General features: G+C 70.3%; 23 protein-coding genes and 1 tRNA gene. 6 read left to right on the forward strand and 18 right to left on the reverse strand.

Features of this window, described 5'->3' with window-relative positions; genetic code table 11:
• Positions 1-48 precede the first annotated feature (48 nt).
• The 4 genes from IF17_RS0133535 to IF17_RS1000000139115 form a co-directional block, all read right to left on the reverse strand.
• Positions 49-741 carry a LuxR C-terminal-related transcriptional regulator gene (locus tag IF17_RS0133535; protein ID WP_030574451.1) on the reverse strand — a complete coding sequence of 231 codons (693 nt, stop codon included), beginning with the start codon at positions 739-741 and terminating at the stop codon, positions 49-51.
• 22 nt (positions 742-763) lie between these two features.
• Positions 764-3,898, reverse strand: a complete 3,135-nt coding sequence (locus tag IF17_RS0133540; RefSeq protein WP_051884195.1) for a non-ribosomal peptide synthetase — start codon at positions 3,896-3,898, stop codon at positions 764-766.
• A 189-nt stretch (positions 3,899-4,087) separates the two neighbouring features.
• On the reverse strand, positions 4,088-4,351 hold the full coding sequence (locus IF17_RS0133545) for a hypothetical protein (protein ID WP_030574457.1): 264 nt from the start codon (positions 4,349-4,351) through the stop codon (positions 4,088-4,090).
• Between the two features lie 45 nt (positions 4,352-4,396).
• Positions 4,397-4,555 carry a hypothetical protein gene (locus IF17_RS1000000139115; RefSeq protein ID WP_157851192.1) on the reverse strand — a complete coding sequence of 53 codons (159 nt, stop codon included), beginning with the start codon at positions 4,553-4,555 and terminating at the stop codon, positions 4,397-4,399.
• A gap of 410 nt (positions 4,556-4,965) precedes the next feature.
• Between IF17_RS1000000139115 and IF17_RS0133555 the strand changes: the two genes are divergently transcribed.
• Positions 4,966-5,895 carry a helix-turn-helix domain-containing protein gene (locus IF17_RS0133555; RefSeq protein ID WP_237667136.1) on the forward strand — a complete coding sequence of 310 codons (930 nt, stop codon included), beginning with the start codon at positions 4,966-4,968 and terminating at the stop codon, positions 5,893-5,895.
• A 72-nt stretch (positions 5,896-5,967) separates the two neighbouring features.
• Here the strand turns inward: IF17_RS0133555 and IF17_RS0133560 are convergent, their stop codons facing one another.
• The 3 genes from IF17_RS0133560 to IF17_RS0133570 form a co-directional block, all read right to left on the reverse strand.
• A complete protein-coding gene (locus IF17_RS0133560) occupies positions 5,968-6,828 on the reverse strand; it encodes a cytochrome c biogenesis CcdA family protein (RefSeq protein WP_030574463.1) in 861 nt (286 codons plus the stop codon).
• The gene (locus IF17_RS0133565; protein ID WP_030574467.1) at positions 6,825-7,616 is read right to left on the reverse strand and encodes a DsbA family protein; all 792 of its coding nucleotides are present in this window, start codon (positions 7,614-7,616) and stop codon (positions 6,825-6,827) included. The genes IF17_RS0133560 and IF17_RS0133565 overlap by 4 nt, the downstream gene beginning before the upstream one ends.
• A 64-nt stretch (positions 7,617-7,680) precedes the next feature.
• Complete coding sequence (locus IF17_RS0133570) at positions 7,681-8,103, reverse strand: hypothetical protein (RefSeq protein ID WP_030574470.1); 423 nt, start codon at positions 8,101-8,103, stop codon at positions 7,681-7,683.
• Between the two features lie 126 nt (positions 8,104-8,229).
• On the opposite strand from IF17_RS0133570, the gene hrpA reads away from it, so the two are divergent.
• The 3 genes from hrpA to IF17_RS01000000136805 all read left to right on the forward strand — a co-directional run bounded on the left by hrpA (position 8,230) and on the right by IF17_RS01000000136805 (position 12,787).
• Positions 8,230-12,162: an ATP-dependent RNA helicase HrpA gene (hrpA, locus tag IF17_RS0133575; protein ID WP_030574473.1), complete on the forward strand. Its 3,933-nt coding sequence runs from the start codon at positions 8,230-8,232 to the stop codon at positions 12,160-12,162.
• A 116-nt stretch (positions 12,163-12,278) separates the two neighbouring features.
• Positions 12,279-12,353: transfer RNA gene (locus IF17_RS0133580), tRNA-Asp, on the forward strand.
• Between the two features lie 140 nt (positions 12,354-12,493).
• Positions 12,494-12,787, forward strand: a complete 294-nt coding sequence (locus IF17_RS01000000136805; RefSeq protein ID WP_032772987.1) for a DUF6274 family protein — start codon at positions 12,494-12,496, stop codon at positions 12,785-12,787.
• 611 nt (positions 12,788-13,398) lie between these two features.
• Here IF17_RS01000000136805 and bldC read toward each other — a convergent pair.
• The gene (gene bldC / locus IF17_RS0133590) at positions 13,399-13,605 is read right to left on the reverse strand and encodes a developmental transcriptional regulator BldC (protein ID WP_003949541.1); all 207 of its coding nucleotides are present in this window, start codon (positions 13,603-13,605) and stop codon (positions 13,399-13,401) included.
• Positions 13,606-14,228: 623 nt separating this feature from the next.
• On the reverse strand, positions 14,229-15,092 hold the full coding sequence (locus tag IF17_RS0133595; protein WP_030574476.1) for a DUF8083 family protein: 864 nt from the start codon (positions 15,090-15,092) through the stop codon (positions 14,229-14,231).
• Positions 15,093-15,268: 176 nt separating this feature from the next.
• Here IF17_RS0133595 and IF17_RS0133600 point away from each other — a divergent pair, with 176 nt between their 5' ends.
• Both IF17_RS0133600 and IF17_RS0133605 read left to right on the forward strand, forming a co-directional pair.
• Entirely contained in the window at positions 15,269-16,351 is a 1,083-nt protein-coding gene (locus IF17_RS0133600) for a Leu/Phe/Val dehydrogenase (protein ID WP_026241740.1), read from the forward strand.
• 326 nt (positions 16,352-16,677) lie between these two features.
• The gene (locus IF17_RS0133605; RefSeq protein WP_007447468.1) at positions 16,678-16,935 is read left to right on the forward strand and encodes a DUF3073 domain-containing protein; all 258 of its coding nucleotides are present in this window, start codon (positions 16,678-16,680) and stop codon (positions 16,933-16,935) included.
• 157 nt (positions 16,936-17,092) lie between these two features.
• Here IF17_RS0133605 and purM read toward each other — a convergent pair whose 3' ends face one another.
• The 9 genes from purM to purS form a co-directional block, all read right to left on the reverse strand.
• Positions 17,093-18,166, reverse strand: coding sequence for a phosphoribosylformylglycinamidine cyclo-ligase (purM, locus tag IF17_RS0133610; RefSeq protein ID WP_030574479.1), 1,074 nt, complete (start codon positions 18,164-18,166; stop codon positions 17,093-17,095).
• A gap of 60 nt (positions 18,167-18,226) precedes the next feature.
• Entirely contained in the window at positions 18,227-19,753 is a 1,527-nt protein-coding gene (gene purF, locus IF17_RS0133615; protein WP_030574482.1) for an amidophosphoribosyltransferase, read from the reverse strand.
• Between the two features lie 342 nt (positions 19,754-20,095).
• Complete coding sequence (locus IF17_RS0133620; protein WP_030574485.1) at positions 20,096-20,950, reverse strand: META domain-containing protein; 855 nt, start codon at positions 20,948-20,950, stop codon at positions 20,096-20,098.
• 72 nt (positions 20,951-21,022) lie between these two features.
• Entirely contained in the window at positions 21,023-21,826 is an 804-nt protein-coding gene (locus IF17_RS0133625; RefSeq protein ID WP_030574488.1) for a maleylpyruvate isomerase family mycothiol-dependent enzyme, read from the reverse strand.
• A 37-nt stretch (positions 21,827-21,863) separates the two neighbouring features.
• Complete coding sequence (locus IF17_RS0133630; protein ID WP_030574491.1) at positions 21,864-22,724, reverse strand: M23 family metallopeptidase; 861 nt, start codon at positions 22,722-22,724, stop codon at positions 21,864-21,866.
• A 33-nt stretch (positions 22,725-22,757) separates the two neighbouring features.
• Positions 22,758-23,270 (reverse strand): ArsR/SmtB family transcription factor, encoded by a 513-nt coding sequence (locus tag IF17_RS0133635; protein WP_030574494.1) that lies wholly within the window; start codon positions 23,268-23,270, stop codon positions 22,758-22,760.
• 130 nt (positions 23,271-23,400) lie between these two features.
• Positions 23,401-25,650 carry a phosphoribosylformylglycinamidine synthase subunit PurL gene (purL, locus tag IF17_RS0133640; RefSeq protein WP_030574497.1) on the reverse strand — a complete coding sequence of 750 codons (2,250 nt, stop codon included), beginning with the start codon at positions 25,648-25,650 and terminating at the stop codon, positions 23,401-23,403.
• Positions 25,647-26,327: a phosphoribosylformylglycinamidine synthase subunit PurQ gene (gene purQ / locus IF17_RS0133645; protein ID WP_018513563.1), complete on the reverse strand. Its 681-nt coding sequence runs from the start codon at positions 26,325-26,327 to the stop codon at positions 25,647-25,649. The genes purL and purQ overlap by 4 nt, the downstream gene beginning before the upstream one ends.
• Positions 26,324-26,575, reverse strand: coding sequence for a phosphoribosylformylglycinamidine synthase subunit PurS (gene purS / locus IF17_RS0133650; RefSeq protein WP_010056446.1), 252 nt, complete (start codon positions 26,573-26,575; stop codon positions 26,324-26,326). Before purS ends, purQ begins: the two co-directional genes overlap by 4 nt.
• Between the last annotated feature and the right edge of the window lie 189 nt (positions 26,576-26,764).

Raw genomic sequence — 26,764 nt, forward strand, 5'->3', positions numbered from 1 at the left:
CCCGATACGCCGGACCGTGGTCCTGGCGTATCGGGGCGGCGCCTCGGCTCAGGCGGCGGTTCTTCCGCGGACGCGCTGCCTGAGCACCGCGGACGGTGCCGGCCGGCGGCCCTGACGGTGGGCGAGCATCACCACCTCGACCCGGCTGGTCAGACCGAGCTTCTTGAGAATTCCCTGCACATGCGTCTTCACCGTCGAGTTGGCCAGCGTGAGCGAGGCGGCGATCTCCATGTTGGACTTGCCGCGGGCCAGAAGGTGGAAGACTTCCCGCTCCCGCGGCGTCAGGAGGCGCACGTGCGGCGCCTCACCCGCCCTTTCCTCCAGCGCCCGGTTAGCGAGTTGCTGCGCGAGACCGCGCTCCACGGGGAGATAGCCGATGGCCAGCATTCTGACCGAGGAGACCAGATCGGCGGAGCTCATGCGTGAGCGCTTGAGGACGCAGGCCCCCAGCCTGAGCAGTTCCATGTCGGGCTGGACGCCGTCGTCGGCGAGCAGCACGAGGGGCCTGTCCGCCATGTCGACGAGCGATCGAATCCACCGCGTCCGGACTTCGCCGCCGGGCCCGAGTCCGGAGGCGTCGATGATGAACAGGTCCGGGTCCACCCGTCGTCGCACCTGCGATATGTCGGCGAAATGCGCCGACTCACCCACCACACTGACCGTGCGGTCGATCGACAGCATGGACTTGATCCCGTCCCGGACGAGCGCTTCGGCGGCGATGACGGCTGCCTTGGTGTGCATCAGTCGACGTCCTTTCTTGTCGTCACAGGTCGACCGGCGGGGAGGGCTGCCATTCGGCGAGGGCCGCGTCGGGTCCGCCGCCGCTCACCAGGTGCCGGAGGAGGGACTGGAAATCGCGGGAGAACCGCTCGGCGGAAGCTGCCTCGAAGAGGTCGGTGGCGTAGATGACCGAGCAGCGGAGCTGCCCCTCCGACTCGACGCAGGTCAGGTCCAGGTCGAACTTGGACGAGGACATCGGCCAGTCCCGGTGCGTCACCTCGGCGCGTGGCAGCTCCCAGCGCGGCAGGTCGCTCTCCGTCTCGTAGGAGAAGAACACCTGGAAGACAGGGTTCCGGTCCAGCCTCCGTTCGGGCCGCAGCGTGTCGACGACGTGGCCGTAGGAGACCGAGTTGTGCTTCATCGCACCGAGAGTGGCCGCCCGCACGTCTCCCAGTACGTCGCGGAAGGTCCGCTCCGCGGAAACCGCGGAGCGCAGCACCACGGTGTCGGTCAGAAATCCGACCAGCTGCTCCAGCTCGGGAAGGGAGCGTCCGTTCGTCGCCGCCCCCACCGCGATGTCGTCCTGCCCGCTCCAGCGGGCCAGCACGACCTTGAAGGCGGCCAGCAGGACCATGAACGAGCTCGCGTTCTCCTGTCCTCCGAGGCTCCGCAGACCGAGAGCCACACTCGTCGGCAGCGCGAACTCGACCGACGCGCCGTGGCCGGACCAGTAGGGGGGCCTCGGCCGGTCGGCCGGCAGCTCCAGGGCGGGCAGGTCCTTCAACCGCTCGCGCCAGTAGGCCAGATGGAGATCCGCCTCCTCGACCGACTGCCGCTCGGCCCACACGGCGAAGTCGAGGAACTGGAGAGGGACGTCCGCGAGTCCGCCCTGCGGCTCACCGGCCGCCTGCCGGTACAGGGCTTCCAGATCGCGGAGCACGGTGGGGAGCGAGCTGCCGTCGACGGCGATGTGGTGGAAGACCAACAGGAGCAGCGCCTCGCCGGCACGCCGGGGGTCTTCGAAGAGACCGGCCCGTACGAGCGGTGCCGTACCGAGGTCGAACGGTTCCTCGGCGAAGGCACGGACCTGTTCGGGGATACCGTCCGCGCTGAACTCGACGGATTCCCGGGTCAGCCGGAACCCGTTCGCCTCCGCCGGCGCGACGACCTGGCGGGGGCCGTCCTCGCCGGCGACGAACCACGTACGCAGGATCTCGTGCCGCCGGACCAGAGCGTTGAACGCCGCTGCGAGCGCCGCGGCGTCCACCTCACCCGAAAGGTGCCAGAGGGACGGCACGTTGTACTGGTAGCCCTCGGGGTCGAGGCTCTGGACGATCCACAGCCGCTCCTGCCCGGCCGAGAGCGGCCCCTCGGTCCGCCCCTCGCACCGTGTCGGCGCCGAAGCGCCGGCCACGGCCTCCTGGAGTGAGCCGATCACGGCCGCCATGCCGGCGACCGTCGGGTGTTCGAAGACCAGCCTGAGCGGTATGTCCTTCGCGGTGGCGGCGCTCACCCGGGAAGCGAGCTGGAACGCCAGCAGGGAGTGTCCGCCGAGATCGAAGAAGCTGTCGTGCGTGCCCACGCTGTCGACCCGCAGGACTTCGGCCCAGATCCCCGCCAGCAGGGCTTCGGCCCGGTTCGCCGGCTCGGTGGCGGATGCCGGGGAGCCGTTCACCGCGACCGGCTCGGGCAGGGCGCTCCGGTCGACCTTGCCGTTCGGCGTCATGGGGAAGGCGTCCAGCTCGACGACGGCCGCGGGCACCAGGTGAGCCGGCAGCACAGCCTGGAGCGCCTTGCGCGGTTCGGTGGTCCCGTCGGCCTCCGCGGTCCTCGTCACATACCCGGTCAACCGTAGCTCGCCCGTGGCATCGGGGCGGGCCACGACCACCGCACCGGCAACCCCCCGCAGCGAAGCCAGCGCGGACTCGACTTCACCCAGCGTGATCCGGAACCCGCGGATCTTCACCTGGTCGTCGAAGCGCCCGACGAATTCCAGTGAGCCGCCGGGCAGCCTCCGGGCGAGGTCTCCGGTCCGGTAGAGCCGTCCGCCGGGTGGCCCGAAGCGATCCGGCACGAACTGCTTCTCGGTCAGCGCCGGCCGGTTGAGATAGCCGCGGGCGACCCGGTCCCCGCCGATGAGGATCTCCCCCACCTCGCCAGGTCCGACCTCCGCCCCGTCCTCGCCCACCAGATGAACCCGGGTACGGGACACCGGCCGGCCGATGGGAACGGGATCGCCCTCGGCGACCTCACTCAGCTCCTGGACCATGGCGGTGATGGTCGTCTCGGTCGGACCGTAGACGTTGAGCACGCGCTTTCCCGCGAGGCTGGTGCGGGCTGCCCGCACGATGCCGGACCTGATCACGTCGCCGCCCGAGACGACCAGCCGGACGGTCTCCAGGCCGGTGCCCTCCCGTACGACCGCGTCCAGATAGACCGGCGTCATGTTGAGGACGGTGACGGAGTGCTCGTGCACGTACCGGATCACGTCCTTGGGCGCCACCACGTCATCGGGCTGGATGACGGCGGTGGCCCCGCGGACGAGCGGTGCGAGCATCTGCTCGATGGACACGTCGAACGCGGCGCTCACCGAGACGAGGGTCCGGTCGTCCTCGCGGTAGCCGAACGCCTCCGTGATCGCGGCGAGGTGGCCGGCCAGGCTGGTGTGGTCGACCATCACCCCCTTCGGCCTCCCGGTCGAACCCGACGTGTAGATGACGTACGCGAGATCCTGCGGCCTCGGGGTCGGCGGGCTGTCCGTACGGGCCGCGTCCGGGCCGGGCTCGTCGAGGAGGACGGTCCGGGCCCGGCCGTCCGCCGGCCCGGAGGCCAGCTCCCGCGTGGTCAGCACCACCGGTGCTCCCGTGTCCTCCAGGACGAACTTGTTCCGCTCCGAGGGGTACTTCGGGTCGAGGGGCACATAGACGCCCCCGGCCTTCAGCACCCCGAGCAGCGCCACCGCCATGTTCGGCGAGCGGTCGACGCGGACCACGACGGGAACGTCCTGGCCGACGCCGGCGTCCTTCAGCAGCCAGGCCACCGCGTCGGCCCGGGCCTCCAACTCGGCATACGTCAGCATCTGCGTACCGGAGACCACCGCAGGGGCATCCGGCCGGGCCCGGGTCCTGGCGGCGAACAGCTCCAGGACGGAGCCGTGATCGGTCGGTGAGGTGTTCAAGGCTCATAGCTCCAGACGTCATGGGGATACTCGCGAGGGGGCCCTGGCTCCGGGTCGCACAGGGACGCTCACCCCGCGGCGGCAGCGCCGGTGGGGCAAGGTGCGGGAGGAGATGGCCGAGCAGCGGCCCACCGGGCCGAGAACGGCGAAGGGGCCGAAAGGGTGGTGCCGAACAGGGGGAGGCCGGGCTCAGCTGTCGCGTAATCGCCAGTGCGTGAACCTGGGCGTGCGCTCGATGGCCCGCTGACATGCCGCACGGGCGCTGAGCAGGGCCTCGGCCTCGATATCCGTGAGAAGGAAGAACGCCAGGTCGACACTGCCCGTGGCGGAGTGGGCCCATAAGTGTTCGATGCGATCGTCGGGTACGAAATGAACCCGGATCAATGCGGCGACATCAGCCGGGGCGACGTACTCTCCCGGGGGGACGTCCAGTCGTAACGCGATCATGTGCATGGCGGCCTCCGTTATGACTTCCAGCTGCCATGCCCGGACGAGGGATCAGGCCGGGCTGCCGTCCGCGGGCGCGTTCCAGCCGAACCCGTCGGCGACGACGTGCTGGGGAACCGGCACATCCCGGTCCGCGGGAGGAGTGATGCCCGCGCCGGCGGCGACGAGCAGGACAGCGGGCGCAAGCAGCAGTACGGCGATCCGAGGCATGGCAGACTCCAACCGTTTGCAGAATTAGGGGCTTTACGCTTTTCTTCGCATTCACGCCTTTTGGGGTGGTGCGTTCGATGGGTAAAGCTTGCCCACGCGGTGCGGCGATGTCACGAGTGCGGTGGAGACAGCAAGGTGACTGGCAGCTTCGGGACAGGTGAGAGCGCGGCTGCTCCGACTGCCTTTCCCGAGAGGAAGATCGACTGTCTTTCCACCATGCGCGGCGACGCCCCGGGGGCGTAAATTCAGCCGATCGACATCGAAACCCAGCCATGATCAAAACTTCATCCTGAAAAGATAGCTGAACTGAACAACAATTGACGTCCGCGCGGTCAGGGATGGTCACCAGGAGGTCACTCATGCTGCAGGTTTTGGGGTTGTCTCAGCGGTCGGAGAGTGTGTATCGGGCCATGCTGCGCTGGCCTCGCCACGGCATCGCCGCCCTGGCCTCGGACACCGGCCTGTCCCAAGGCGCGGTGTGTGAGGCCCTTGATGAGCTGGCGTCCCTGGAACTGCTCAAACCGTCCGCCCAGGAGGCGGGTCTCCTGCGGCCGGTCAGCCCCACGGTCGGACTGACCGCTCTTCTGGCCAACGCCGAGGCCCAGGTGAGCACTCAGCAGGCCCGGGTCGAGTCCACCCGTGCCGCGATCGCCACGATCGCGGCAGAGCACGACCATCCCCACGGCCACGACCACGACAGCGCCCTGAGGCTGGAGGGCCTGGACGCGGTGCGGGCCCGGCTGGAAGTGCTCCAGCGGGACACCGAGCTCGAATGCCTGTCCCTCAACCCGGGCGGCGCCCACCGTCCCGATGCCCGGCAGGCCGCCACCCCTCTGAACGAGGAGGCGCTCAGACGCGGCGTCACGATCCGGGCGGTGTGCCGTGAGAGTGTCCGCAACGACGCCGACACCCTTGGGTACGCACGGTGGCTGACGGAGCACGGCGGCCACATGCGCACCGTTCCCACGGTCCCGATCCAGATGGTCCTCGTCGACCGCAAAGCCGCCATCGTGCCGCTCGACCCGGCCGACCCCCGAGCCGGCGCACTGGAGATCCGCACGCTCGGCGCGGTGAACGCCTTGTACGCACTGTTCGAACAGGTCTGGCAGCAGGGAACCCCCTTCGGCGAACAGCCGCCGACGGACCTCAACGGCTGCACCCCTACCGAGCGTGCCCTCCTCCAGATCAGCGCGGCGGGAGAGACGGACGAGACCGCGGCCCGCAAGCTCGGCGTCTCCCTGCGCACGGTCCGCCGCATGATGTCCAGCCTGATGGAACGGCTGGATGCAGCCAGCCGCTTCCAGGCGGGCCTGCACGCCGCGAAGCGCGGCTGGCTGTAGCCGAGAGGCCGGCCGAGCCGCCTCAGGCCGCCTCTCGAAGGCCCCCGCCCCTGGACGGGGCCTTCGCCGTTCTCACCCCTCCCCGGCCTCCCCGGCCTCCTTCGCCGCCGGCTCGCGCCGCCGCCAGGCCCGTACGCCGAGAACCAGCAGCACCACCAGCACCACGGCCCCCAGCAGCACCGCGTCCGACACCCGCTCGCCGAGCTTCTGCGCCCACTGCTCCACCGCGAACGAGGCGTCGACCCCGAGCAGGCCCGGCAGCGCGGTCGTCCCGTCGTAGACGAGGAAGAGCGCGCCCAGGCCGATGAAGAACAGGCCCGAGAGCAGCGAGGTCGTGTGCAGCCGGAACCGGCCGCCGAGCTGAACGGTCCGGCCGCGCAGCCAGGTGCGGCGGCCCAGGTCGAACCGCTCCCAGAGCAGGGCGAGTACGAAGAGGGGGACCGCCATCCCGAGCGCGTAGACCGCCAGCAGCAGCCCGCCGTAGACCGGGCTGCCGCTGACCGCCGCCACGGTCAGGACGCTGCCGAGGATCGGGCCCGCGCAGAAGCCCGCGAGGCCGTAGACCGCGCCCAGGGCGTAGACGGAGAAGGCGGTGGTCGGGCGGATGCGGCCGCTGAGCGCGGCCATGCGGCGCGAGGAGAAGCCGAGGCCGACGATCTGCGCGGCGCCGAGCACGATGATCAGCCAGCCCGCGCCCGCCACCAGGGCGTCGCGGTGCCCGTAGAAGAGCCGTCCCGCGTACGAACCGGCGGCGCCGAGCGGGACGAGGGTGGTGGCGAGCCCGGCGTAGAAGATGCCGGTACGGGCGAGCAGGCGCGAGGCGGAGTCGATGGAGTACGCGAAGAAGGCCGGGAGCAGCAGCGCGCTGCACGGGCTGACCAGGGCGAGCAACCCGCCGAGGAAGGCCGCGAAGTAGCCGATGTCCGGGCTCACTTGGCGGAGCCCTCGGCCGTGCCCTCAATGGCGCCTGCCCCTGCGGCGGTCTTCGCCTGCTCCGCCGCCGTCTCGATGGCCCGGGTGAACGTCTCCTTCGGCTGCGCCCCCGCGATCGGGCGGCCGTTGATCAGGAACGACGGGGTGGACGTGGCGCCGATCCCGTACGCCTGCTCCTGGTCCTCCGCGACGGCGGCGCGGGCGGCCTCGCCGTCCAGGTCCTTCATGAACCGGGCCAGGTCCTTGACCCCGGCCTCCTGTGCGAGGGCCTTGACCCGGTCCTTGCCGAACCCCTTCTCCTTCGCCCCTTCGGCGTAGGCGGCCGCGTGGAACTCCCAGAAGCGGTCCTGCTGCCCGGCGGCCCAGGCGCCACGAGCGGCGTTCTCGGACTCCTCGCCGAAGATCGGGAAGTTGCGCCACTCGATGCGCAGGGTCCCGTCCTCCACGTACTCCTTGATCAGCTCGGGCTCGGTGTCCCGGGCGAACTTGCCGCAGTAGCCGCACTTGAAGTCGGCGTACTCGATCAGGACGACGGGCGCGTCCGCGCGGCCGACCGCCAGCTTGTCGCCGGTGTCGCGGCGGGCCAGCTTCGCCAGCTCGGGGTAGATGCCCGCCTGCGGGTCGGCGGAGACCTCGGCGGCGGGGGCGGTGGAGGTGTCCGTCGAGGAGCTGTCGGGGGCGGTGGCCTTGTAGGAGGCGAAGCCGAGGAGACCGGCGGCGACGACGATCACGGCGCCGTAGACGAGGGGCTTCTTCGACCCGGACGTGGACTTCTTGGGCGTGGGCATGCGGCACTCCGTGCTGGTGGTGCGGAAGGAAGGGAAAAGGTGCGGGTCGGGCGGGTGGCCCGGCCTACACCCGCAGCACGGAGAGCTCGACGGGGGTCGGTGTGGCCGGCACCGGGGCCCGGACCCGTATCCCCGACGGCGGCTCGGCCGGCAGGGCGCCCGTCGCGGCGGGCAGCCCCCAGGGCGCGAGGCCGGGGGCCTGGTCGTACGCGGCGCGGGCCCGGGTGGGGACGGCGGGCTCGCTGTCGTGGTCGCCGGGCCGCCCGCAGCCGGGGACCGGGGTGCCCGCGTCGAAGGCCTCCACGACGGGGGCCGCCGGAGCGGCTACCGCCGCGGTCACCGTCACGGCGGCTTCCCCCACAGTGACCGCGACGCCCTCAGAGGGTGACGCGTCAGCATAAGAAGGAGCCGCGCCCACCGGTCCGCCCAGCAGTCCCATCACGATCACGAGCAGCGCCGTCAGGCAGCACCACTGCGTACGGGACACGGGACCGGCACCTTCCGTACGGGGGGACTGAGCGTTCGACTGCCCGAAATGGTACGTGGCACGTGACGCAGTCCGCGCGAAATGAGGTCGCCACTCCCGAGGCCCGGGTGAGATCCTGGGATCCGTATGTCTACTTCCTTTGCCGATCTCCAGTCCCAGCTCGGACAGCTCTCGCTCCGTGACGCGAACCGGCTCGGCCGGCGCCTCGAAGGAGCGCGCCGCATCCGCAAGCCCGAGGCCCGCCAGTCCGTGCTGGACGAGATCGCGGCCGAGGCGGGCAAGGCGGCCGAACGGCTCGCGGCGCGCGCGGCCCGGCTGCCGGCCCTGTCGTACCCGGAAGAGCTGCCGGTCAGCCAGAAGAAGGACGAGATCCTGGAGGCGATACGCGACCACCAGGTCGTGATCGTCGCCGGTGAGACGGGGTCCGGGAAGACCACGCAGATCCCCAAGATCTGTATGGAGCTGGGGCGCGGCGTCCGGGGCATGATCGGGCACACCCAGCCCCGCCGGATCGCCGCCCGCACGGTCGCGGAGCGGGTCGCGGACGAGCTGAAGACGCCGCTGGGCGAGACCGTCGGCTGGAAGGTCCGCTTCACCGATCAGGTGAACCCGGAGTCGACGTATCTGAAGCTGATGACGGACGGCATCCTGCTCGCCGAGATCCAGACGGACCGCGAGCTGCTGGCGTACGACACGATCATCATCGACGAGGCCCACGAGCGGTCGCTGAACATCGACTTCCTGCTCGGCTATCTGGCCCGGCTGCTGCCGAAGCGTCCGGATCTGAAGGTCGTCATCACCTCGGCGACCATCGACCCGGAGCGGTTCGCGCGCCATTTCGGCGAGGCGCCGATCGTGGAGGTCAGCGGGCGGACGTACCCGGTGGAGGTGCGGTATCGCCCCCTCCTCGAAGACGACAGCGAGGACTCCGACCGCGACCAGATCACCGCGATCTGCGACGCCGTCGACGAGCTGAGCCACGAGGCCCCCGGTGACGTCCTGGTCTTCCTCTCAGGCGAGCGCGAGATCCGGGACACGGCGGACGCGCTGAACAAGCGGAACCTCAGGCACACCGAGGTGCTCCCCCTCTACGCGCGCCTCTCGCACGCCGAGCAGCACCGCGTCTTCCAGCGCCACACGGGACGCCGCATCGTCCTCGCGACCAACGTCGCCGAGACCTCGCTGACCGTCCCCGGCATCAAATACGTGATCGACCCGGGCAACGCCCGTATCTCCCGCTACAGCCACCGCACCAAGGTCCAGCGGCTGCCCATCGAGCGGATCTCCCAGGCCAGCGCCAACCAGCGCAAGGGCCGTTGCGGCCGTACGTCGGACGGCATCTGCATCCGGCTGTACTCGGAGGACGACTTCGTCACCCGGCCGGAGTTCACCGATCCGGAGATCCTGCGGACCAACCTGGCCTCCGTCATCCTCCAGATGACCGCGGCCGGGCTCGGCGACATCGAGAAGTTCCCGTTCATCGACCCGCCGGACCACCGCAACATCCGCGACGGTGTTCAGCTCCTCCAGGAGCTGGGTGCCCTCGACCCGGGTGAGAAGGATCCGAAGAAGCGGCTGACCCCGCTCGGCCGCAAGCTCTCCCAGCTGCCCGTCGACCCGCGCCTGGCCCGCATGGTCATCGAGGCCGACAAGAACGGCTGCGCCCGCGAGGTCATGGTCATCGCCGCCGCGCTCTCCATCCAGGACCCGCGCGAGCGGCCCCAGGAGAAGCAGACGCAGGCCGACCAGAACCACGCCCGGTTCAAGGACGAGACGTCCGACTTCCTGGCGTACCTGAATCTGTGGGCCTACGTCCGCGAGCAGCAGAAGGAGCGTGGCTCGTCCTCGTTCCGCCGGATGTGCAAGCAGGAGTATCTGAACTTCCTGCGCATCCGCGAATGGCAGGACATCTACGCGCAGCTGCGTACGGTCGCGAAGCAGATGGGCATCGTCGTCGAGGAGCCCAAGGGCGACGCGTCGATCCCCGAGCAGGCGGTGCACACCTCGCTGCTGGCCGGGCTGCTGTCGCACATCGGGCTGAAGGACACCGAGAAGAACGAGTACCTGGGCGCGCGCAGCGCCAAGTTCGCGATCTTCCCCGGGTCCGCGCTGTTCAAGAAGCAGCCGCGGTTCGTGATGTCGGCGGAGCTGGTGGAGACCTCCCGCCTCTGGGCGCGGGTCAACGCCAAGGTGGAGCCCGAGTGGATCGAGCCGCTGGCGCAGCACCTGCTGAAGCGCACCTACAGCGAGCCGCACTGGGAGAAGGACCAGGCCGCGGTGATGGCGTACGAGCGGGTCACGCTCTACGGGGTGCCGATCATCGCCCAGCACAAGATCAATTTCGGCCGAATCGACCAGGAGGCCTCGCGGGACCTGTTCATCCGCAACGCCCTGGTCGAGGGCGACTGGCGCACCCACCACCAGTTCTTCCACGACAACCGCAAACTCCTCGGCGAGGTCGAGGAGTTGGAGCACCGCGCCCGGCGCCGCGACATCCTCGTGGACGACGAGACGCTCTTCGACTTCTACGATCAGCGCATTCCGGAGCACATCGTCTCCGGGGCGCACTTCGACTCCTGGTGGAAGAACAAGAAGCGCGAGGAGCCGGACGCCCTCGACTTCGAGCGCTCCATGCTGATCAACGAGAAGGCCGGGGCCGTCACCAAGGACGACTACCCGGACTCCTGGCGGCAGGGGAAGCTCAAGTTCAAGGTGACGTACCAGTTCGAGCCCGGCGCCGACGCGGACGGCGTGACCGTCCACATCCCGCTCCAGGTGCTCAACCAGGTCACCTCCGAGGGCTTCGACTGGCAGATCCCGGGACTGCGCGAGGAGGTCGTCACCGAGCTGATCCGCTCGCTGCCGAAGCCGATCCGCCGGCACTACGTCCCCGCGCCGAACTACGCCGACAAGTTCCTGGACCGGGCGGTCCCGCTCCAGGAGCCGCTGCCGTTCACCCTGGCGCGGGAGCTCCAGCGGATGGTCGGCGTCCCGGTCACGGCCGACGACTTCGACCTCTCCCGGGTCCCGGACCACCTGCAGATCACGTTCCGGATCGTCGACGAGCGGCGCCGCAAGGTGGCCGAGGACAAGGACCTGGAGGCGCTGAAGCTCCAGCTGCGCCCGAAGGCCCGCCAGGCGCTCTCCAAGGCCGCCGCGGCGACCGCCGGGCCCTCCGGAGAGTCCATCGAGCGCTCGGGCCTCACGGACTGGACGATCGGCACGCTGAACAAGGTCTTCGAGACGCGGCGGGCCGGGCAGCCGGTGAAGGCGTACCCCGCTCTCGTGGACCAGGGCGACACCGTCGCCGTACGCCTCTTCGACACCGTGGCCGAGCAGCAGCAGGCGATGTGGCGCGGCACCCGGCGGCTGATCATGCTGAACATCCCGGTCAACCCGGCGAAGTTCGCGTCGGACCGGCTGAGCAATCAGCAGAAGCTGGCGCTGTCCCGTAATCCGCACGGCTCGGTCCAGGCCCTCTTCGAGGACTGCGCCACCGCCGCCGCCGACCGGCTGATCGCCGCGTACGGCGGGCCGGCGTGGGACGAGAAGGCGTTCCGGACGCTGTACGACAAGGTGCGCGCCGATCTGGTGGACCTGACCGTCCGCACGATCGACCAGGTGCAGCAGATCCTGGCCGCCTGGCAGGCCTGTGAGCGCCGGCTGAAGTCGACGAACAGCCTGACGCTGGTCGCCAACGTCACCGACGTACGGGAGCAGCTGGCCCGTCTCGTACCGCCCGGTTTCGTTACGGCCACCGGACTGCGCCGGCTGCCCGACCTGATGCGGTACCTCGTGGCGGCCGACCGGCGGCTCCAGCAGATGCCGACGGCCGTCCAGCGGGACACCACGCGGATGGCGAAGGTCCACGAGATGCAGGACGAGTACGCGTGGCTGCTCGAACAGCTCCCGCAGGGGCGGCCGGTGGGGCAGGAGGTGCTGGACGTCCGCTGGATGATCGAGGAGCTGCGGGTCAGCTACTTCGCGCACGCGCTGGGCACGGCGTTCCCCGTCTCGGACAAGCGGATCGTGAAGGCGATCGACGCCCTGGCGCCCTGAGACAGGGGGTGGTGAGGCGGTGACGGTGTCACCACCAGGAGTGAAGTCGACCTGGGCCTCCCACCTCCTGTACAGTCTGGTTTCGCAGCAAGCCGCAAGGCAAGCGGCGAAAACCTGGTCCTGTGGAGCAGTTTGGAGTGCTCGCCACCCTGTCAAGGTGGAGGCCGCGGGTTCAAATCCCGTCAGGACCGCAGTGACGAAAGCCCGGATCGTTTCGATCCGGGCTTTCGTGCGTCTTGACGGCGCCTTCCGCCGCGGGTACCCCGTAGGGACGAGGCTGTCCCTGTTTCCCTCGGCGAGGGGCGGCCGGGCCCACCGGGAGGTGGCTCACATGTCCGCGTCCACAGCACGACACGAGACCCGCGCACTGCTCCGCGCGCATCTGGCCGCTGCTTACGGCTACGGCCACCTCACCCGCCACTGCCCGGTCTGCCACCGGCTCCTGCGCCTCGCCATGGAGCCCGGGGACGGGGAGGGCGACCGGCAGACCCGTGGCTCCGGGGCGGCCGCGGAGCCTCCGTACGGGCCGCAGGAGCCCCGGGAGGGCGCCGCGAGCCCGTCGGCGGCCGAGGACGCCCCCGCCGAGCCGGCCGGGGACGAGGACGAAAGACCCTCCACTCCATGACCATCGGCCGGATGATTCCGCGTCCGGACAGTGGCAGGCTCGTAGTTGGCAAGCATCAGGCAGTGTGACGGGTGTCACCGAAAGAGTTTTCAGACCGGGGTACTTTACGCCTGTCCTACAACTGGCGAATTTAATATGTGCAATTGCACCACCCCGACCGTTCGGCCGGACCGTTCCGTCCGGGGCTGTCCCACCGAGTCCGGGACGCTCACCCACACTCCCGCACAGACCCGCTCACAGACCCACGAAGGGCGCCGGGACGGACGGCGGGCCCTGCGCAGCACGGGCCGTGGAGGGCCCGGAAGCCGACCGACCACCCGGTTATCGTTCAGCCGTCCTCAGGCCCCTCACAGGGTGTGCGAGGGGCGTACGCGGGCACGAGAGGCCTCGGTGGTGCGATGCCGGCCCGGAGGCTCCAGGGCATAAAAAGATCGCGCTGGACCCGGCGGAGTCCAGCGCGATCAAAAACGACGTACCCGTACACAGGCATGACGCCCGTTGGGGCAGGCGTCCGTCGAGTGGAGCTATGTATGGGCGGCCTGGGGTTGGGGGACCTGGCGGCTGCCCGGTTGTGATGCCGTACTGCTGTTGAGCTGCGTGGCAGGGGTGTGTCAGGCCTCGCTGCGCTGCTGCGGAATACCCGCAAGCAGTGCGCGGACCTCTGCCTCGCGGTACCGGCGGTGTCCACCGAGCGTGCGGATGGACGTGAGCTTGCCAGCCTTGGCCCAACGGGTGACCGTCTTCGGGTCCACGCGGAACATCGTGGCAACCTCAGCCGGGGTCAGCAGCGGCTCGGCATCAGGGGTGCGAGCGGTCATGAGCGGCCTCCTCGGGAGAACCGAACCTTCTCGGTTCTTTCCTCTAAATTCTGCACCTTGACCCGCGTTGCCCGAAATGGCGGACGCGGGCCGAGTCGGTTATAGGACGAACGGCTTGTCCTCGGCACTACAACTACACCATCCGTCCAGCCGCGTCGGCCAAACCGATGGAATTGCCCTCCAGGTGTTCATCAGCGACGGAAGCCGATGGACCATGCCATAGCGGACAGTCACACCACCGTGACGATCAGTCACAGAGCGATCAGGAGTCGTCAGACCCCCCATAGAGTGCAATGCTGAGTATTCCGCCCTTACTTGGACGGAAGGAGCCCTCCCCGGACTCCTTGTCCTATTTTGGCACGAGGAGTAGGGATGGGCGCAAGGGCCCCGTTAGTGCTATCCATCACGCTTGAGGCAAAGGCCCGGTTCGGGACGTAGGTCCTGGAGCGAGAGGCGTACTCTTCCGCCCCACCCACCACACGTGTCCCACGGGACGCGGGTTCACGGCCCGTCAGCTCTCTCCTCCTTCCCGCACTTCGCCCGGTCCGCCCGGCCTTCCGGTCCGTCCTGGATGAAGGATGCCCCGGTTCCGTCACGTTGATGCCGCTGTGGGTCTTTTCACGTCAATTGGTGAACTGGCGGTCCCGCACCGCCCGCCACCGCTCCGCGAGGCGCGCGTACGCCTCCCCGGCGCCCTCGCTGTCACCGTTCCCCAGCGCCGCGAGCCCCTCCGCCACATCCGCGGCCGACCGGTCCCCGGCGAGCTGCCCGGCGGGGAGCGCGTGCACCAGGCCCCCGTAGTCCAGCTCCACGAGCGAGCGCGGATGGAACTCCTCCAGCCAGCGCCCCACGTCCACCAGCCCCTCGGTGAGGGGGCCGTCGGCCACGTTCTCCCGCAAAGTCCGCAGCCCCCGGGCCAGCCGGCGCCGGGCCTCCACCATCGGCGTCCGGTAGCGCAGCACCGGCTCCCCGCCCTCGCCGTCGGCCGCCGCGTACTCCCGCTCCTCGTCCCGGAAGAGGACGAACCACCGCACCGGGACCTGCCACACCGTCGTACGGATCCACGGCCGCGCGTCCGGGTTCCGGCGCTGCCAGCGCTCGTGATCCGCCCGCGCCTGGCCCCGCACCACCCCGGGCAGCAGGGCGTCCAGCACGTTGGCCGGAAACATTCCCCCCTGCCCGCCCGTCCCCTCCAGCTCCTCCAGCGCGAGCCACCCCCGCAGCCGGGTCCGCCACGGGCAGACGCACACCACCCCGTCCAGCTCCGCCACGAACGCGTCGCCGCTCTCGTGCACGGGCACCCCGACCGGCGGGGTCGGCACCAAGTCGGCCAGCGAACGGCGCAGTTCGTCCTGGGCGGTGGGCAGCACCGGGCGCTGCGCGTAACGGGCCCAGTGACTGCGCTCGGGCTCCGCGAAGGCGGCGAGCGGCTCGTACACCCGGAGGTAGGACGTGTAAGGGACGAGCACTGAAGACACCACCGACATGCAGCGCATCGTGCCACGCCGGTACACCCCCTTGGGGTGATCCTCGGCACGGGGGCAGATCCGCGCCGCCGGAGGACTTACGCTCTTGCCCATCGGACCGGCCGTGCCGGTCGGTCCGGGGCTCTCCCCACCCCTAGGAGAGCCTCTCCGCCGCTTCGTACTTGGGAGTCACCACAGTGACCGATGTGACTAACGGCGTCCTGCACACCCTGTTCCACTCGGATCAGGGGGGACACGAGCAAGTCGTGATCTGCCAGGACCGTGCCACCGGCCTCAAGGCCGTCATCGCCCTCCACAACACCGCCCTCGGGCCCGGCCTCGGCGGCACCCGCTTCTACCCGTACGCGACCGAGGCCGAGGCCGTCGCCGACGCGCTGAACCTGTCGCGCGGGATGTCGTACAAGAACGCCCTGGCCGGGCTCGACCACGGTGGCGGCAAAGCCGTCATCATCGGCGACCCGGAGAAGATCAAGACCGAGGAACTCCTCCTGGCCTACGGCCGGTTCGTCGCCTCGCTCGGCGGCCGGTACGTCACCGCCTGCGACGTCGGCACCTACGTCGCCGACATGGACGTCGTCGCCCGGGAGTGCCGCTGGACCACCGGCCGCTCCCCCGAGAACGGCGGCGCCGGCGACTCCTCCGTCCTCACCGCCTTCGGTGTCTTCCAGGGCATGCGGGCCTCGGCCCAGCACCTGTGGGGCGACCCGACGCTGCGCGGCCGCAAGGTCGGCGTCGCCGGGGTCGGCAAGGTGGGCCACCACCTCGTCGAGCACCTGCTCTCCGACGGCGCCGAGGTCCTGATCACCGATGTCCGCGAGGAGTCGGTGCGCCGCATCACCGATCTGCACCCCGAGGTCACCGTGGTGGCCGACACCGAGACCCTGATCCGCACCGAGGGCCTCGACATCTACGCGCCCTGCGCGCTCGGCGGCGCCCTGAACGACGAGACCGTGCCGGTGCTCACGGCGAAGGTGGTCTGCGGCGCGGCCAACAACCAGCTGGCCCACCCGGGCGTCGAGAAGGACCTGGCCGACCGGTCGGTTCTCTACGCCCCTGACTACGTGGTCAACGCCGGTGGCGTGATCCAGGTCGCCGACGAGCTGCACGGGTTCGACTTCGACCGGTGCAAGGCGAAGGCCACGAAGATCTTCGACACCACGCTGGAAATATTCGCACGTGCGAAGGCGGACGGCATTCCGCCCGCCGCCGCGGCCGACCGCATCGCCGAGCAGCGGATGGCCGAGGCGCGCGGCCGCTGACGCGTACGCGGGTCGCACAGGTACGACACGCGTGCGACCCGCGTGCGGATACGCGTACGACCCGCAGGCCGGCGGGAGACAAGACTCACGCCGGTCGGCGGGTCGTGCGTGCAGAAGAGGTTAAAATCGCAGTTGACCAGCGGGGACGGGGCTCCTCACTGGCCCTGCACCGGGGCGCAAGACGCGGGCGGCGTACCGTATGGCCACGGAAGCAGGTACCGTTAAAGCCCTACGGGCGCGGTCTCTCTGTCGAGAGTCCGTCCTGAAACATGAACGCGTGTCAAGACTCTGGGGCCGTCGAGCCCCGTCACCGAGGGGGTCGAGCCATGGGGCGCGGCCGGGCAAAGGCCAAGCAGACCAAGGTCGCCCGCCAGCTGAAGTACAGCAGCGGCGGGACGGACCTGTCGCGTCTGGCCAATGAGCTGGGCGCATCGCCTTCGAGTCAGCCACCGAACGCCGAGCCGTTCGAGGACGACGACGAGGAAGATGACCCGTACGCACAGTACGCGGATCGCTACAACCAGGACGATGACGAGGATCAGGACGACCAGTCCGGTCCGTCGTCACAGCGCCGCGGCGCTTGACCTCGCGCTGACACATCAACCCGGTCCGGGCCTGCCCCGGGCCGGGTTCTGTGTGTCCTGACCCGGTTCCGGCGCGTTCCGGCGTGTCCTGATCCGGTCCCGGTGCAGTTCGCGCCGTGGTGCGCCGGGCGGGGCCCGGCGCACGGCGGCGTGCGGTTCAGCGTGCGTAGCTGCCGGTCAGCTCGGCGCCCGTGGTGCGGTCACCGCGGTCGGTGATCTCACCGGCGACCCAGGAGTCGACCCCGCGGTCGGCCAGGGTCGTCAGCGCGGCGTCCACCGAGTCGGCCGGGACGATCGCGATCATGCCGACGCCCATGTTCAGCGTCTTCTCCAGCTCCAGCTGCTCGACCTGGCCGGCCTTGCCGACGAGGTCGAAGACCGCGCCCGGCGTCCAGGTGGAGCGGTCCACGGTGGCGTGCAGCCCGGCCGGGATGACCCGGGCCAGGTTGTTCGCCAGGCCGCCGCCGGTGACGTGGCTGAAGCCGTGCACCTCGGTCGTGCGGGTGAGCGCCAGGCAGTCCAGCGAGTAGATCCTGGTCGGCTCCAGGAGCTCCTCGCCGAGCGTCCGGCCGAACTCCTCGACCTCGCGGTCCAGCGTCCAGCCGGCCCGGTCGAAGACCACGTGGCGGACGAGCGAGTACCCGTTCGAGTGAAGACCGGAGGACGCCATCGCGATGACGGCGTCACCCTCGCGGATACGGTCCGGGCCGAGCAGCCGGTCGGCCTCGACCACCCCCGTACCGGCGCCGGCGACGTCGAAGTCGTCCGGGCCGAGCAGACCAGGGTGTTCGGCCGTCTCGCCGCCGACCAGGGCGCAGCCCGCGAGGACGCAGCCCTCGGCGATGCCCTTGACGATCGCCGCGACACGCTCGGGGTGCACCTTGCCGACGCAGATGTAGTCGGTCATGAAGAGCGGCTCGGCACCGCAGACGACGAGGTCGTCCACGACCATGCCGACGAGGTCGTGGCCGATGGTGTCGTACACGCCCATCTGACGCGCCAGGTCCACCTTGGTCCCGACACCGTCGGTGGCGGAGGCGAGCAGCGGACGCTCGTAGCGCTTGAGCGCCGATGCGTCGAAGAGGCCGGCGAAGCCGCCGAGCCCGCCGAGGCCTGCGACCTCGGGACGCTGCGTCTTCTTCACCCACTCCTTCATCAGCTCGACGGCACGGTCACCGGCTTCGATGTCGACGCCGGCCGCCGCGTAGGAGGCACCTGTTGTCTCAGACATGGCCTGGGATCTTTCGTGTGGAGATACGGGGCTGGTGGGAGGGGCGGCGGCGCGTCCGGGTCACGGACGGCGCAGCGCGTCGGCCGCGGCGGTGGCCGCGGGTCCTGCCGCCAGCTCGGTCTCCAGCAGCTGCTTGCCGAGCAGCTCCGGGTCCGGGAGGTCCATGGGGTACTCACCGTCGAAGCAGGCGCGGCACAGGTTGGGCTTGTCGATGGTCGTCGCCTCGATCATGGAGTCGATCGAGATGTACGAGAGGGAGTCGGCCCCCATCGAGGTGCAGATCTCGTCGACGGTCATGCCGTTGGCGATCAGCTCGGCGCGGGTGGCGAAGTCGATCCCGAAGAAGCAGGGCCACTTCACCGGCGGCGAGGAGATCCGGATGTGGATCTCGGCGGCTCCGGCCTCGCGGAGCATCCGGACCAGGGCGCGCTGGGTGTTGCCGCGGACGATCGAGTCGTCGACGACCACCAGGCGCTTGCCCTTGATGACTTCCTTCAGCGGGTTCAGCTTGAGCCGGATACCGAGCTGGCGGATGGTCTGCGAGGGCTGGATGAAGGTCCGGCCGACGTAGGCGTTCTTGACCAGTCCGGCGCCGAACGGAATCCCGCTGGCCTCCGCGTACCCGATCGCGGCGGGGGTGCCGGATTCCGGGGTCGCTATGACCAGATCCGCCTCGACGGGGGCTTCGGCCGCCAGGCGGCGGCCCATCTCCACCCGGGAGAGGTAGACGTTCCGGCCGGCGATGTCGGTGTCGGGACGGGCCAGGTAGACGTACTCGAAGACACAGCCCTTGGGCTTCGCTTCTGCGAAGCGGGAGGTGCGCAGACCGTTCTCGTCGATGGCGATGAGCTCGCCCGGCTCGATCTCGCGTACGTAGCTGGCGCCGCAGATGTCGAGTGCGGCGGACTCGGAGGCGACCACCCAGCCGCGCTCCAGGCGGCCGAGCACCAGCGGGCGGATGCCCTGCGGGTCACGGGCGGCGTAGAGGGTGTGTTCGTCCATGAAGACGAGCGAGAACGCGCCCTTGACGTCGGGGAGCACCTTGGCGGCGGCTTCCTCGATGGTCAGCGGCTTGTCGTTCTCGTCGCGCTGCCCGGCGAGCAGCGCGGTCACCAGGTCGGTGTCGTTGGTCGCGGCGACCTGGGTGGCGCGGCCGTCCTTGCGGGGGAGGTCGGCGACCATCTCCGCGAGCTGGGCGGTGTTGACCAGGTTCCCGTTGTGGCCGAGGGCGATCGAGCCGTGCGCGGTGGCACGGAACGTCGGCTGCGCGTTCTCCCACACCGAGGCACCGGTGGTGGAGTAGCGGGCATGACCGACCGCGATATGGCCCTGGAGGGAACCCAGAGACGTTTCGTCGAAGACCTGCGAGACCAGTCCCATGTCCTTGAAGACGAGGATCTGGGACCCGTTGCTCACTGCGATGCCCGCGGATTCCTGTCCGCGGTGCTGCAGGGCATACAGTCCGAAATAGGTGAGCTTGGCGACCTCTTCACCCGGAGCCCAGACACCGAAGACGCCACAAGCGTCCTGGGGGCCTTTCTCTCCGGGGAGCAGGTCGTGGTTGAGTCGTCCATCACCACGGGGCACGACACCGAGTGTAGGCGAGATCGACCACTGGTCCGAATTGGGTACCGGTCGGCAAAGCCGGTACGGAACACGGGGAACGGCTCGGCGCGACGCGTAGGGCGGGTGATTCGCGGGACTTCGGGCGGTCACGGTGCGTGACCGCCGGATGGGCGCCTCGGACCCCGCCGAGCGGGTGCGGCGCTCACTGCCGGGCTCGGAGGCCGGTTACCGGCGGGTAGGGGTGGTGGGCGGGGACCCGGCCACGGCCGTCCGGCCGTGGCGCTCGGTGAACCCGCCCCGAACCCGCCCCGGCCGTCGGCCGAACGCTCGTTTCGTGGTGAGCCTCACACCGAGGGGCCGGATTCAGCCGTGCTCCTGGGTGCCCTCGGCCGTCGTCGGGGTGGCCGTGGCGCCGATGCCCTTGCCGTCCTTCGACGTGACGGTGAGCGTGGAGCCCTTGATCGTGTACGTCGCCGGGCCGTCCAGGGCCGCGAGGACCGCGCGCTCCGTCTCCATCTCGGCCTCCGGGCACATCTTGCGGGTGCCGGCCGGCGGGCCGAAGGTGATCGTGGAGCCCTTGACCTCGGCCTTGCCGTGGAAGGAGTTGCAGCCGGAGTTGCCGTGCACGGTGCCGTCCTCGCCGAAGGTCAGGTGGGGCACCCGGTCCTTCGGGAGGCCGGCGGGCACGGAGGTCGCCGTCTCACCGCTGAGCAGGGTGGTCACCGCCCACCGGGTGCCGGCCAGGGCGGCCGGCTTCTCCTCGCTGAGCGCGAAGGTGTCGCCGCCCTCGGTGGTGAGGGTCAGCTTCTCGCCGGAGAGCTTCGCGGTGACCTCACCGTCCATCGCGGCGAGGGCGGCCTTCTCTGCCTTCTCGGTGGCCTCGTCGCACGCCATCTGCGTGGAGACGGGCTTGCCGAAGGTGATCCGGTCGCCCTTGACCTGGGCGTCCGCGCTGATGTGGTTGCACCCGAAGCCGGCCTTGGCCCGGCCCTTCGGGTCGAACTCCAGCCGGGAGCTCTTCGGGGCTTCGGTCTTCTTCCCGTCGACGGTGAGGGAGTCGACGCTCCACGCCACCCCCGTCACGGGCACATCGCTCTGCACGGTGTCGCTGCCGTCCCCGCCGTCGCCGCCGGAGCCGGAACCCGACTCCGTACCGCAGGCGGCGAGGGTGAGGAGGGCCAGGACGCTGACGCTGACTGCCATACGTTGTGTGTGCATGGCGATGTGACGGGACGGGCCCCCGATCCGGTTCCGTCGCCTGCGGTTCCGTCGCCTGCGCTACGAGGCGGCTCAGCCCATCAGCGGCAGCAGCTCCGCCAGATCGGCGCGCTCGCCACTCGCGCTGACCTCGGCGTCCGCCAGGGCCCGCGCCCACTCCGTACGCCCGGTGGCGAGCCGGATCCAGGTCAGGGCGCCGGTCTCCACCACGTTGGGCGGGGTGCCCCGGGTGTGCTTGGGGCCGCCGATGCACTGGACCACCGCAAACGGCGGGACCCTCACCTCGACCGAACCGCCGGGCGCCCGGTCGGCGAGGGCGTCCGCCAACAGCCGGACGCAGGCCGCCAGCGCCTGCCGGTCGTACGGGATCTCCAGGCCGAGCGCCTCGTTCAGGTCATCCGTGTGGACGGTCAGCTCGACGGTCCGGGTGACCAGGAAGTCGGCCAGCCGCATGGACCCGACCCGGGTGGTCAGCAGCCGGTCCCCCGTGCCGGAGGCCGGGACGTCCGCGAGGAAACCCGCCTCCACCTCCGCGTACAGCGCCGCGAGGTCGGGGCGGCCGGTCGCCAGGTCCTCGACGTCCTCGGCGATCCGGGCGGCGTACGCGGAGGTGGCGGGCGGCCACTGGAGGAGGGTGAGCCCGGGCTTCGGTCCGGGCGGCTCCGGCAGGGCCAGGGCCCGGCTCACCCCGCCCAGGACCATCGCCACGTGCGCGGCGAGCTCGCGCACCGTCCAGTCGCCTAGCCGGGTCGGCCGGGCGAGCTGCTCGGGCGTCAACGCGGCGACGGCGTCGCGGACATGGGCGAACTGAGCGAGGACCGCGGTCCGGGTCCTGAGGTGGTCGTAGGCGCGCGGGCGCTTCTTGGCCGGGGGCATGGGGGCGAGACTAACCGGCCGCACCGACATCGCCCGGTCAGGCCGGTGCGGCCTGCTCGTCGACCGCCTCGACGGTGAACGTCTCCCCGTTCGCGGGTACTCCGACGCCCCGCCAGGTGAACGGGACACCCCGGGCGTCGTCGGGGTCGGGGCCGTCCATCAGGTGGAAGTGGAGGTGGGGCTCGGTGGTGTTGCCGGAGTTGCCCACGCGCCCGATCTCCTGCCCGGCGCGGACCCGGTCCCCGGCCGCCACCTTCAGCGAGCCGCGCCGGACGTGGGCGTAGGCCGCGTACGTACCGTCGCCGAGGTCCAGGATCACGTGGTTGCCGAGGACGCGGTGCACGCCGAGGACCGAGCGGACGCTGCCCTCGATGACCATCAGATAGGCGAGTGCGGGCAGCGAGGTGCGGCTGAAGTGGTCGCGCTGTCCGTCGCTCGCCCGGACGACCGTCGCGTCGGCCACCGCGAGCAGCGGGGCGCCGAAGGCCGGGAAGGCGCGGTTGCGGCGGAAGAGCGGCCACACCCAGCGGAACGGCGGCCGGGCGGGGGGCTTCCCGTCCGCCACCTCCGGTTCGGCCACGATGTCGATCGCGTACGTCTGCCCGTACAGGTGGACCCCATGGCTCGGGACCTTGTCGGCCGGGCTGTTGAGGGCCGTCCAGCGGCCGGTCACCGGCGGGGCGACCTCGACCGGGTCACGCGGCTCGCCCCGCGGTGCTCCGGCCCCGGCCTGCAGCGCGAGCACCGCCATCAGGAGGAAGAAGGCCAGCACCGCCGGCAGCAGCGTGGTCACCCAGCCCGGGCCGGGCAGGTCCACGAAGAACTCGGCGACCACCAGCGCGATCAGCACCATCCAGGCGATCCGGTGGGCCTTCTCCACAACAGTGCGGACGGACATGTCTCCCCCATGGCGTCGTGTCGGTCTCTGCGGTCAGGGCCGCGCCGCCGTCAGCACCACCAGCAGCGGCACGACCCGGGCGGGCGGCACCTCGTACCGGCCTCGCCCCGCCGCGTGCAGCCAGCCCGCGCCGGTCAGTTGGCGCAGGTGGTGGTAGATCTGGCCGGTGGTGCCGGCGCCGTCGAGCGCGGCCAGTTCGGCGGCCGTCCTCAGGCCGCCGAGGATCTCGCGGAGCAGGCGCAGCCGGACCGGGTGGCCCAGCGCGGCGAACGACTCGGCGGCGTCCGCCCAGTCGCCGTCGAACAGGGCCTCGGTGAAGGCACCGTACTGCCACCCGTACTGCTCACCGGTGGGCAGCCGGACCGAGCCCGTGTAGAGCACTCCCCCGTCGGCTCCGGCCTCCCCGGCGTCGGCGAGCTGCTGTTTCAGCCCTTCCAGCGCCCAGAAGTCGCCGTCTCCCAGGCGGGGAGACGCGGACTCCGGGTCCTGCCGCTCCAGTGCCGTGAGCCGCCTCTCCAGCTCGGCGACCCGCTGCTCCAGCTCCATGACACCAACCTTACGTAATTACGTAATCTCTGACAAGCGATGTTCATCAGAGGAAGGGGAGGGGGAAGGCCGAAGCCCCCGCCCGGACGACCCGGGCGGGGGCTTCGTGAGGTGCCGGTCGGCGCGCGGCTCAGGCGAGCAGCGCGGGGATCGTCGCCTCGTGCGCCGTACGGAGCTCGCTCAGCGGAATGGAGAACTCGCCCTGGATCTCGATCTCCTCGCCGTCCACGACACCGATGCGGGCGACGGGCAGACCGCGCGCCCCGCACATGTCGTTGAAGCGGAGCTCCTCGCTGCGCGGGATCGAGACGACTGCGCGCCCCGCCGACTCGGAGAAGAGGAACGTGAACGTGTCCAGGCCGTCCGGCACGACCAGCCGGGCACCCTTCCCGCCGCGCAGGCAGGACTCGGTGACCGCCTGGATCAGGCCGCCGTCGCTCAGGTCGTGCGCGGCGTCGATCATGCCGTCGCGCGAGGCGGAGATGAGGATCTCCGCGAGCAGCTTCTCGCGGCCGAGGTCCACCTTGGGCGGCAGGCCGCCGAGGTGGTTGTGGACGACCTCGGACCAGGCCGAGCCGCCGAACTCCTCGTGCGTGTCGCCCAGCAGGTAGAGGAGCTGGCCCTCTTCCGCGAAGGCGACCGGCGTACGCCGGTTCACGTCGTCGATCACACCGAGCACGGCCACGACCGGCGTCGGGTGGATCGCCGTCTCACCGGTCTGGTTGTAGAGCGAGACGTTGCCGCCGGTGACCGGGGTGCCCAGCTCCAGGCAGCCGTCCGCGAGACCACGGGTGGCCTCGGCGAACTGCCACATGACGTCCGGGTCCTCGGGGGAGCCGAAGTTGAGGCAGTCCGAGATGGCGAGCGGCTTGGCGCCGGAGGCGGCGACGTTGCGGTACGACTCCGCCAGCGCGAGCTGCGCACCGGTGTACGGGTCGAGCTTGGCGTACCGGCCGTTGCCGTCGGTCGCCATCGCCACGCCCAGGTTCGACTCGGCGTCGATGCGGACCATGCCCGCGTCCTCGGGCATCGCCAGCACGGTGTTGCCCTGCACGAAGCGGTCGTACTGGTCGGTGATCCACGCCTTGGAGGCCTGGTTCGGGGAGGCGACCAGCTTGAGGACCTGGTCCTTCAGCTCGGCGCCGTTCTGCGGCCGGGGCAGCTTGCCCGCGTCGTCCGCCTGGAGCGCGTCCTGCCAGGACGGGCGGGCGAACGGGCGGTGGTAGACCGGGCCGTCGTGGGCGACCGAGCGCGGGGGTACGTCCACGATCTGCTCGCCGTGCCAGAAGATCTCCAGCTGCGAGCCGTCGGTCACCTCACCGATGACGGTGGCGATGACGTCCCACTTCTCGCAGATCTCCAGGAAGCGGTCCACGTGCTGCGGCTCGACGATCGCGCACATGCGCTCCTGCGACTCGCTCATGAGGATCTCCTCGGGCGAGAGGGAGGAGTCGCGCAGCGGCACGGTGTCCAGCTCGACGCGCATGCCGCCGGAACCGGCGGAGGCCAGCTCGCTGGTGGCACAGGAGAGCCCGGCGCCGCCGAGGTCCTGGATGCCCGCGACGAGCTTCTCCTTGAAGATCTCCAGGGTGCACTCGATGAGGAGCTTCTCCTGGAACGGGTCACCGACCTGGACGGCGGGCCGCTTGGCGGGACCCGTCGACTCGAAGGTCTCGCTCGCCAGCACCGAGACGCCGCCGATGCCGTCGCCGCCGGTGCGGGCGCCGTACAGGATGACCTTGTTGCCGGGGCCGGACGCCTGCGCGAGGTGGATGTCCTCGTGCTTCATCACGCCGATGCAGCCGGCGTTGACCAGCGGGTTGCCCTGGTAGCAGGCGTCGAAGACGACCTCGCCGCCGATGTTGGGCAGGCCGAGGCAGTTGCCGTAGCCGCCGATGCCCGCGACGACGCCCGGCAGGACGCGCTTGGTGTCGGGGTGGTCGGCGGCGCCGAAGCGCAGCGGGTCGACGACCGCGATCGGGCGGGCACCCATGGCGAGGATGTCGCGGACGATGCCGCCGATGCCGGTGGCCGCGCCCTGGTAGGGCTCGATGTACGAGGGGTGGTTGTGCGACTCGACCTTGAAGGTGACCGCGTACCCCTGGCCGACGTCGACGACGCCCGCGTTCTCACCGATGCCGACGAGCATCGCGTCGTTGGCGGGGACCTTCTCGCCGAACTGCTTGAGGTGGACCTTGCTGCTCTTGTACGAACAGTGCTCCGACCACATCACCGAGTACATGGCGAGCTCGGCGCCGGTGGGACGGCGGCCCAGGATCTCGCGGATCCGGGCGTACTCGTCCTCCTTGAGGCCGAGCTCCTTCCAGGGCTGCTCGGCGTCCGGGGTCTCGGCCGCGTGCTTGACCGTATCCAGGCTCATGCGTTGACCAGCTTCTTGATGATCGAGGTGAAGAAACCGAGGCCGTCGGTGCGGCCGGTGCCGATGAGCGGCTCAACGGCGTGCTCCGGGTGCGGCATCAGGCCGACGATGTTGCCCGCGGCGTTGGTGATGCCCGCGATGTCGCGGAGCGAGCCGTTGGGGTTGCCGTCCAGGTAGCGGAAGGCGACGCGGCCCTCGGCCTCCAGCTCGTCGAGCGTGTGCTCGTCGGCGGTGTACCGGCCGTCCATGTTCTTGAGCGGGACCTTGATCTCCTGGCCGGCGCTGTAGTCCGAGGTCCAGGCGGTCTCCGCGTTCTCCACCCGCAGGCTCTGATCGCGGCAGATGAAGTGGAGGTGGTTGTTGCGCAGCATCGCGCCGGGCAGCAGGTGCGCCTCGGTCAGGATCTGGAAGCCGTTGCAGATGCCGAGGACCGGCATACCGGCCTTGGCCTGCTCGATGAGCGGCTCCATCACCGGCGAGAAGCGCGAGATCGCGCCGGCCCGCAGGTAGTCCCCGTAGGAGAAGCCGCCGGCCAGGACGACCGCGTCGACCTGGTGCAGGTCCTTGTCGCGGTGCCACAGCGATACGGGCTCCGCGCCCGCGATCCGGACGGCCCGCAGGGCGTCCTGATCGTCGAGGGTGCCGGGAAAAGTGACGACGCCGATACGGGTGGTCACTTCTCCTCCTCCACCTTCACGACGAAGTCCTCGATGACGGTGTTGGCGAGGAAGGTCTCGGCCATCTCGTTAATACGGGCGAGGGCGGCGTCGTCCACCGGCCCCTCGACCTCCAGCTCGAAACGCTTTCCCTGACGAACGTCCGCGATTCCCTCAAAGCCGAGACGGGGCAGCGCACGCTGCACCGCCTGTCCCTGCGGGTCGAGGATCTCCGGCTTGAGCATGACGTCGACTACGACGCGTGCCACTGGCACTCCCGGTGTGGTGGTGTGGTGCGGCTGTCTCTCCGGGGGGTTCCCCAGACCCCCGCGGGTCCACTCAGCGTACCTGGCCGAAAATTCTACGCGGGTAGATATCGGACGGAACGGACGCGGTGGCAAGAGGGCGGGGGCTCGGCGCAGATCACGCCGGGATATCGGCCGCGACAACATGCGGGA

The organism is Streptomyces cyaneofuscatus (genome assembly GCF_000718135.1).
Classification (GTDB): domain Bacteria; phylum Actinomycetota; class Actinomycetes; order Streptomycetales; family Streptomycetaceae; genus Streptomyces; species Streptomyces cyaneofuscatus.

Excerpts from the sequence above, each read along its gene's own strand:
- IF17_RS0133555 (WP_237667136.1), top strand. The coding sequence starts at position 4,966 with ATGCTGCGCTGGCCTCGCCACGGCATCGCCGCCCTGGCCTCGGACACC.
- IF17_RS1000000139115 (WP_157851192.1), bottom strand. The coding sequence starts at position 4,555 with ATGCCTCGGATCGCCGTACTGCTGCTTGCGCCCGCTGTCCTGCTCGTC.
- IF17_RS0133620 (WP_030574485.1), bottom strand. The coding sequence starts at position 20,950 with ATGCACACACAACGTATGGCAGTCAGCGTCAGCGTCCTGGCCCTCCTC.
- bldC (WP_003949541.1), bottom strand. The coding sequence starts at position 13,605 with ATGACCGCTCGCACCCCTGATGCCGAGCCGCTGCTGACCCCGGCTGAG.
- IF17_RS01000000136805 (WP_032772987.1), top strand. The coding sequence starts at position 12,494 with ATGTCCGCGTCCACAGCACGACACGAGACCCGCGCACTGCTCCGCGCG.
- IF17_RS0133630 (WP_030574491.1), bottom strand. The coding sequence starts at position 22,724 with ATGTCCGTCCGCACTGTTGTGGAGAAGGCCCACCGGATCGCCTGGATG.
- IF17_RS0133565 (WP_030574467.1), bottom strand. The coding sequence starts at position 7,616 with ATGCCCACGCCCAAGAAGTCCACGTCCGGGTCGAAGAAGCCCCTCGTC.
- hrpA (WP_030574473.1), top strand. The coding sequence starts at position 8,230 with ATGTCTACTTCCTTTGCCGATCTCCAGTCCCAGCTCGGACAGCTCTCG.
- IF17_RS0133595 (WP_030574476.1), bottom strand. The coding sequence starts at position 15,092 with ATGTCGGTGGTGTCTTCAGTGCTCGTCCCTTACACGTCCTACCTCCGG.
- IF17_RS0133635 (WP_030574494.1), bottom strand. The coding sequence starts at position 23,270 with ATGGAGCTGGAGCAGCGGGTCGCCGAGCTGGAGAGGCGGCTCACGGCA.
- IF17_RS0133605 (WP_007447468.1), top strand. The coding sequence starts at position 16,678 with ATGGGGCGCGGCCGGGCAAAGGCCAAGCAGACCAAGGTCGCCCGCCAG.
- IF17_RS0133535 (WP_030574451.1), bottom strand. The coding sequence starts at position 741 with ATGCACACCAAGGCAGCCGTCATCGCCGCCGAAGCGCTCGTCCGGGAC.
- IF17_RS0133545 (WP_030574457.1), bottom strand. The coding sequence starts at position 4,351 with ATGCACATGATCGCGTTACGACTGGACGTCCCCCCGGGAGAGTACGTC.
- purL (WP_030574497.1), bottom strand. The coding sequence starts at position 25,650 with ATGAGCCTGGATACGGTCAAGCACGCGGCCGAGACCCCGGACGCCGAG.
- purM (WP_030574479.1), bottom strand. The coding sequence starts at position 18,166 with ATGTCTGAGACAACAGGTGCCTCCTACGCGGCGGCCGGCGTCGACATC.
- IF17_RS0133625 (WP_030574488.1), bottom strand. The coding sequence starts at position 21,826 with ATGCCCCCGGCCAAGAAGCGCCCGCGCGCCTACGACCACCTCAGGACC.